Origin of the sequence: Microcystis sp. M090S1, assembly GCF_020246295.1 — a bacterium.
GTDB classification, from domain to species: Bacteria; Cyanobacteriota; Cyanobacteriia; order Cyanobacteriales; family Microcystaceae; genus Microcystis; species Microcystis aeruginosa.
Map to the genome: position 1 here is coordinate 1 of NZ_JADBTF010000456.1, position 6,534 is coordinate 6,534.

Sequence of the window (6,534 nt, forward strand, 5' to 3'; positions counted from 1 at the left end):
GGAATAAACTTGGGAGAAGATTCTGTTCTCGGTTTTCATCTTGTAGGGATTCTTGCTTTTTCCCTATCTACCCAGATCTTTTTCTTTTTGGCAACCCTTGTCTTGTCAGGTTTTGACCCACTTGTGTCCGTCAGTCAGCCTGCTTAGTCAAGCTGGTGCGGCAATATCGTACTTTTAGCCCTGAAATATATGATAGCGATGATAGTTTAAAAAATCTAAATCTGGTAAAAAGCGATCGGGAACATTTAAAGTTTTACCGCGATAGTTGATAAAATTTAGTTCTAACGTCTCGCTACCTTGATCCTGAGCCTTTTTTTCGATCTCATAGCCAATAATTAATCTTAAATCCTCATCGAAACTAATTAAACCTCGATCGAAAGCAGTATCATGAGTACGAGCTAGGCACAGGCCATTATGAGGGTTTAAACGCTGTTCGGGAAATTGACTCCAGGGTAATATATGACTAGCTGTTAGTAACAGCGGAATGGGATTTCCTGTAATACAGCAACGATAGTTATATAATGCTAAAATTGTCTTTCTAAAAAAGTTTTGTCCGATTCTAACTTTTCTGATTGCCTCGTTTTCTGTTTTAATCTTTTCCGAAAAATCAAGTCTAGTAAAATCCTCTTGCTGTTCGTTGATAACTCCTAAAAGAACCTGTAATCTTTCCTCACTTTCTAGGGCTAATTCTGTCCAGTTATCCTCGAACTCTTGCCAGATTTGTCGATCAGGTTTACTGATACCTTTTAACCCCTGTACTCCTCGCAATTGATGCCTGGGATCGAGAGAACCAAAATTACATAATTTCATCACCAGGGCCGATGGTGTTCGCTGTAACTTTTCAGCGACTTCGATAATAACAGGATTATTGGTGTGGAATTGTCCATAGGGAAATTTATAGTATAAATTGAGAGCGATCAGCAGCTCATCCCTTGTCCATAAATTCTTAGTCATAGCCCTTGGAAAATACCACCATCAGCCCTGAAATTACTGCTCAAATCAAATCGGGAAAAACTTCGCGCACTGCTGGATGAATTAACCGATGATTGGCGACATTTAACCCCTTAGCGAGGGAAACATCTTGATCCAAGGCTTTTACCCCATGGTCGGCTAATTTAATAACGTAGGGTAGGGTACTATTATTTAAAGCTTGGGTTGCCGTCCAGGGTACTGCTCCAGGCATATTAGGCACTCCATAATGTACTACTCCCGACTCCAGGTAAGTCGGTTGACTGTGGGAAGTGGCCCGCAGGGTTTCCACGCAGCCTCCTTGGTCCACTGCCACATCGACAATTACGGAACCAGGGTTCATTTTGGCGACTAAAGAGCGAGAAACCAGCGTCGGCGCTCGTTTTCCTAAGACTAGCACTGCCCCAATCAATAAATCGGCCTTAGGAACCACATTTTCTAATTGTGCTGGGCTACTATAAAGCAATTCTACCCTGGAACCGAATAAAGTTTCTAAATAGGCCAAGCGCTCGACGTTAATATCTAAAATAGTTACTTTTGCCCCCATACCGATGGCAATTCTGGCCGCTTCCGTACCCACCACACCACCGCCAAGGATAACCACTTGTCCAGGACTCACCCCGGGGAAACCCCCCAGTAAAACTCCCCTACCTCCCTGTTGTTTTTCCAGATAGCGGGCCCCAAATTGTACCGAAAGACGACCGGCAATAACACTCATGGGAGTCAAGAGAGGCAAGCGACCATCGGCAAGCTCGACCGTTTCATAAGCGATCGCAGTTGTTCCCGACTCGATTAATGCTTCCGTTAAATAGCGCTCGGCCGCTAGGTGTAAATAGGTGAAAAGGAGAGCTTCCTTGTTTAAAAAGCCGTATTCTGCCTTAAGCGGCTCTTTTACCTTGACAACTAGCGGTTTATCCCAAACTTGTGCCGCTTTTTCCACAATTTTGGCCCCGGATTTTTGGTAATCTTCATCGCTGAATCCAGCACCCAATCCGGCGGCCGTTTCCACAAATACCCTGTGACCGCGATCATTGAGTACACGCACACTACTAGGACTCAAACCGACGCGAAACTCTTGATCTTTAATCTCTTTGGGAACACCTATTTCCATGGTTTGCTTCTGGGGGACTATTTCTAACTAGGGTATGCTGAAAAAGTTTTTCGGTGGGGGTAGGGTGTGGGGTGTGGGGTGTGGGGTGTGGGGTGTGGGGTGTGGGGTGTAGGGTTTTAGCCATTTTCAGGGGAAAAGTCCCTGAATTTTCCCCCGGATCACTCCAAGGGCCAGTACTTATCGGACAATGTTTTTAGATTTATTCAGCCAACCCTATAGTTGCGAGTTATCAGGCATAGTATTTGGGAATCTTAGCGACTTTTTTGGTATTCTTCTAGCAAATCGATTAAATCTATCTGACATTTGCTGGGTAACAAATCCGCTAGAGAAACTTGCAGATGACCACCTCCGAGGGTGACTTTTATCTCCCGCAGGATAGACATGACTGCATTCTCGCTTAAGCTGTCGTTTTCGAGCAAAGGGAAGACTTTTTCGGCAACGACGCTGTGTAAATGTGCTTCCCGGAGATAGAGATGCCATTTAGCCACGTCAATGTAGATATTCTCGCCGATTTGGGCTGCCAGATTTTCGATGTCCTGAGTTGTATTAGCCATGGGATGTTACCGAGTAGTTAGCGATCGCCGCTATATAAATCAAATGTCCCACCAATAGGATAGCCCAAATTCCCGTGAACAGATTTAACCAAGTCCAATCGGAAAATTTAATGATATGAAAAAACCACAACCCTGAATTAATCGCTAAAAAAGCCGCCACATGAACGGCGAAATTCATGCGATCATCTAAACGTCGGAAAGCGGGATCGTTTTTGCGATCGGGTTGACGTGGCCAACGAGGAGGCATAAGCAGTTATTAGTTATCAGTTATCAGTTATCAATTATCAGTTATCAGTGTACCGTTTTTTTAGCTATCAGCCGTCAGCATATCGCTTGTACTCAAATTATCTACTGGTGGCGATTTCCACTTCGGGTAAGATTTCTAAAGATAAACGGGTTCTGACAGTGCCAGAAAGACGTTTAAGCAGTTGCGGGCGTAAATCGCGCAGAATATAGATTAATTCGTCTCCAGTGCGCCATTCTTCCCTTTCTGTTACTACCTGTAGGGAATTATCGCGACGCAATAGTAGGGGCAGCAGTTCGCCATTTTCAATTAATTTAGTTAATCTGGTCTGTTGTTCGCTCAAATCATTGCCTTTAAAGATAGTTTTACCCAATTTAATCTGATTATCGTCTAAATACTGATTCCATTCCTTGACCGAAAAACTAGGGAGAAAAACCTGATTAACCTTATTTTTATCTGGGTTAGGGGTTCCCGCAAAGGCAGCCAACACCCGGGGAGGATGAAATTCCTCGCTGGCTCTTTGGGCTAAAACCAGATTAACCTCGCTATTATTAGTCAAAACCAGAAAAGTTCCCATGGATTCGATGCCTGCTTCTTGCAGTATTTTTGTATCAAGTGCGCTACTCTGCAGCACCGTCAAACCGTCTTCTTCTGCTTGTTCACAGGCCCTGGCATCCGTATCGATTAAAACCACGTTTTCCCCTTGTTCTTGGAATAAACAACCGATTAAGCGACCTAGGGGATTACAACCGACGATTACTGCTCCTGTTGCCGCAGAAGAAGTGATTTTTAGCCCTTTTGCCACCCACCGCGCCGTTAATCCCTGAATAAAAACGGTCATTAAAATTGTTAAAAAGACTAAAGCTTTGATCGCTTCACCGCCATTAATACCGGCACGGGTGAGTAAAATGGCAAATAAAGAAGCTACTGAGGCAGAAACGATTCCCCTAGGGGCAACCCAAGCGATAAATAGCTTATGTCGCCAATTTAGGTCACTTTTTAGGGTACACAGAGCCACACTCAGGGGACGTACCACCAGCATTAAGACTAACACCGTCAGGACGCTGCCCCAACCCAAAGCGATCACACTGGCGATCGAAAGATCTGCCGCTAGTAAAATAAACAGTACCGACACGCAAAGAGTCGTTAATTGACCCTTAAAACGTCTTAATAACCGCTCATCGGGAACTGCCGCCGCTTTTAGCACGATTCCCGCCATTACCACCGCCATTAACCCCGATTCACTGCGACTAAATTGCGATAAACCAAATAATCCCCAGACTCCCGCTAAAACCACGAGATTCTTTAACTCAAAAGTCAGAAAATTGCAAGTTTTTATAATAAAACTTAACAATCCGCCTCCAGCAATGCCGATCGCCGCCCCGATGCCTAAACGCAGGGTTAAACCAGTGATAATTTCCATGGGGCGGGCATGACTATCAATAATCGTATTTAGCACCACTACGGCTAAAATTGCGCCTACAGGGTCGATTAATACGCCTTCCCCTTCCAAAAGCGTCGCCACTCGCCGATCTACGGCTACTTGCCTCAGCAAAGGACCGATCACCGTCGGACCGGTTACTACCACTAAAGAAGCGTAAAGAAATGCGATCGGCCAGGGAAATTCCCCCAACCAGTGGGCCGCCATACCGCCACCGATGAGAGTGATGGAAGTACCGAGGGTGACAAGATTGCGTAAACTGCCAGAAACTCGCCCTAATTCCCGTCCGCTTAGGCTTAAACCGCCTTCAAATAGGATAATCGCCACAGAGAGAGCAACAAGGACTTCTAAGCCAATTCCCAGACTTTGGGGGTGTAAAATTTCCCAACCATCGGACCCTAAAGCAATCCCAAAAATGAGCAGGAAAACAATACTGGGAACTTTCAGGTATTCGGCGATGACTTGGGCTGTAATCCCCGCCACCACAGTGATGACAATTTGCAGAGTAAGGGCGAAAGATGGATCCATGTTTAGCGATCAGTTATCGGCTATCGAGGCGGGGTTATGGTTGGGGTTTAATCATTCTAATTATAGTTTTGATTCCCGCTTCGGCCCGGTCGGGAGGAAATAAGCTAAGACGTATTTTAATCGCTTATTCTTAGATTAGCCGAATCTCCCCCAATCCCTTTACTGTTGCCTTTTGCCTCTTGCCTCTTGCCTCGTCTCAACAAGCAATTTAAATTACGAACAGCTTAATAGTTTCTAACAAACTAGGCAATGAGGATTAGTCATATTCAGTATCATCACCCTGCCTGAGTTGTTCTATTCCTAGCTCGATGTCGCGTTTTAATACCTCCCGTTGGCGTTGAATTTCCTCAGCGGCTAGTGCTGGATGCTGGATTTTCTGAGCGAGAAGTTCTTAAGCAAGGGAATCAATTAGTTTAGTATTGATTGCAGCAGCAGATTGACTCATATAGCGTTTACATTGTTTAATAGTCTATTTTTGAATTGGCGATTTATAAAGCAATTGCTTCCTGAATGTTGGCGAGTAACTCTTCCCGCGTATTGCCTTGAGAAATACAGCCGGGTAGGGAGGGAACTTCAGCCACATAAATGCCATCTTCATCTTGCTCAATTAAGACGCGATATTTCATGGGTTTGTCCTTGCTTTGAATTGATTGGAAGTTAATTATTTGAATCCAGTTTAGCGCGAGTTAGCAATCCCTAGGGATCGCCTCTTATTCCAGAAAACGGGTTTCTCAAAGAAACCCGTTTTCTAAGCTATGTTTTTTATAGCTGCGGTCTTCGTCTTTGACGATTTTCCGCTTCTAAGCGACTAATTGCTTCTTCTAATTGTAATCCAACTAATTCCATTTCTTGACAATTGCGGTGTGCTTTTGCCAAAGTTTGTTTAAGTTTATCAGAATCCTGGGGAAGCTGAGGAACAAAATCCATATTTAACTCCATAACAGAAATGCCATCTTCATCTTGCTCAATTAAGAACAGTTTTTAACTTTTCCAAGACAAAATTGTTTAAGGTAATTTTTCCCATTCTTCTCTACTAATATTTGCTTGTTGTAAAATTTTAGCCAGCAAGCTTTTACTGATATCTCCTTGGTGTGGATTAGGAATCCAGATTTTTAATTTTCCCTGCACCATATATTGATGATTTCCTCCTACCAGAGGACCAGAAAATCCCAGCTTTCTCAACTGGTGAATTAACTCTTTCCTTTTGATGGGGGCAAAAGGTGGCATCAGGCGATTTTTTGTTGAGGGGTTAGATTGATACCGTCAACAATCGGTAACTGATGTTGTAAGCGCAGTCCTAAAATAAGCCAGCCTTCCAAAACTTCCTGTAACTGTTCCTTAGTAGATTCGAGAGTTGTCCCATTAGCATATACTCCCTCAAATCCTGGAATTTCTCCATAAAAAGTACCGTCTTCTAGAACTTCATAAGTTGCCAGTGCCATTGCTTGTTTTAGATATTTTGTTAGCATCATTGACAGGAATAAAGCTCAGTGATTGTCTCGTAGATTGTTGATTTGTTGACATCCTCACCGCCGTAAACGGACGGTGATTCCCAAACCTCACGATTTGGGTTTCTGCTTCTTTCCCGAAGGATTTTTCGCACCTGCCTTAACAGATTTACTCTGTTCTGGTCTTATGGTCGCTCTACAGACTGACACCGCAAGCCCTGCGGCCAAAATATTTTTAC

At 43.9% G+C, this 6,534-nt stretch carries 8 protein-coding genes and 2 pseudogenes; all 10 read right to left on the minus strand.

The genetic code is table 11. The annotated features are described in order from the left end of the window. Window positions 1–174 precede the first annotated feature (174 nt). Window positions 175–954 carry an HNH endonuclease gene (locus IM477_RS19990; RefSeq protein ID WP_287733201.1) on the minus strand — a complete coding sequence of 260 codons (780 nt, stop codon included), beginning with the start codon at window positions 952–954 and terminating at the stop codon, window positions 175–177. Between the two features lie 40 nt (window positions 955–994). Then, window positions 995–2,080 (minus strand): alanine dehydrogenase, encoded by a 1,086-nt coding sequence (gene ald / locus IM477_RS19995; RefSeq protein WP_287733202.1) that lies wholly within the window; start codon window positions 2,078–2,080, stop codon window positions 995–997. 251 nt (window positions 2,081–2,331) lie between these two features. Further along, a complete protein-coding gene (locus IM477_RS20000) occupies window positions 2,332–2,634 on the minus strand; it encodes a DUF3181 family protein (RefSeq protein WP_287676153.1) in 303 nt (100 codons plus the stop codon). Next, window positions 2,627–2,881: a hypothetical protein gene (locus tag IM477_RS20005; protein WP_159294608.1), complete on the minus strand. Its 255-nt coding sequence runs from the start codon at window positions 2,879–2,881 to the stop codon at window positions 2,627–2,629. The genes IM477_RS20000 and IM477_RS20005 overlap by 8 nt, the downstream gene beginning before the upstream one ends. A gap of 97 nt (window positions 2,882–2,978) precedes the next feature. Beyond that, complete coding sequence (locus IM477_RS20010; protein WP_287733203.1) at window positions 2,979–4,847, minus strand: cation:proton antiporter; 1,869 nt, start codon at window positions 4,845–4,847, stop codon at window positions 2,979–2,981. Window positions 4,848–5,338: 491 nt separating this feature from the next. Continuing rightward, window positions 5,339–5,473 (minus strand): annotated as a pseudogene (locus tag IM477_RS20015) (type II toxin-antitoxin system HicB family antitoxin); the annotation flags it as partial. Between the two features lie 136 nt (window positions 5,474–5,609). Continuing rightward, a complete protein-coding gene (locus IM477_RS20020) occupies window positions 5,610–5,774 on the minus strand; it encodes a hypothetical protein (RefSeq protein WP_287733205.1) in 165 nt (54 codons plus the stop codon). A 78-nt stretch (window positions 5,775–5,852) separates the two neighbouring features. Further along, a complete protein-coding gene (locus tag IM477_RS20025) occupies window positions 5,853–6,074 on the minus strand; it encodes a type II toxin-antitoxin system HicA family toxin (RefSeq protein WP_287733206.1) in 222 nt (73 codons plus the stop codon). Then, on the minus strand, window positions 6,074–6,319 hold the full coding sequence (locus tag IM477_RS20030; RefSeq protein WP_287733207.1) for a type II toxin-antitoxin system HicB family antitoxin: 246 nt from the start codon (window positions 6,317–6,319) through the stop codon (window positions 6,074–6,076). Before IM477_RS20030 ends, IM477_RS20025 begins: the two co-directional genes overlap by 1 nt. Before the next feature lie 87 nt (window positions 6,320–6,406). Continuing rightward, window positions 6,407–6,534 (minus strand): annotated as a pseudogene (locus IM477_RS20035) (RNA-guided endonuclease TnpB family protein); the annotation flags it as partial.

What these genes read in the sequence shown, in the direction of transcription:
- IM477_RS20005 (WP_159294608.1), bottom strand. Translation starts at nt 2,881, where the DNA reads ATGCCTCCTCGTTGGCCACGTCAACCCGATCGCAAAAACGATCCCGCT.
- IM477_RS20025 (WP_287733206.1), bottom strand. Translation starts at nt 6,074, where the DNA reads ATGCCACCTTTTGCCCCCATCAAAAGGAAAGAGTTAATTCACCAGTTG.
- IM477_RS20030 (WP_287733207.1), bottom strand. Translation starts at nt 6,319, where the DNA reads ATGATGCTAACAAAATATCTAAAACAAGCAATGGCACTGGCAACTTAT.
- ald (WP_287733202.1), bottom strand. Translation starts at nt 2,080, where the DNA reads ATGGAAATAGGTGTTCCCAAAGAGATTAAAGATCAAGAGTTTCGCGTC.
- IM477_RS19990 (WP_287733201.1), bottom strand. Translation starts at nt 954, where the DNA reads ATGACTAAGAATTTATGGACAAGGGATGAGCTGCTGATCGCTCTCAAT.
- IM477_RS20000 (WP_287676153.1), bottom strand. Translation starts at nt 2,634, where the DNA reads ATGGCTAATACAACTCAGGACATCGAAAATCTGGCAGCCCAAATCGGC.
- IM477_RS20010 (WP_287733203.1), bottom strand. Translation starts at nt 4,847, where the DNA reads ATGGATCCATCTTTCGCCCTTACTCTGCAAATTGTCATCACTGTGGTG.
- IM477_RS20020 (WP_287733205.1), bottom strand. Translation starts at nt 5,774, where the DNA reads ATGGATTTTGTTCCTCAGCTTCCCCAGGATTCTGATAAACTTAAACAA.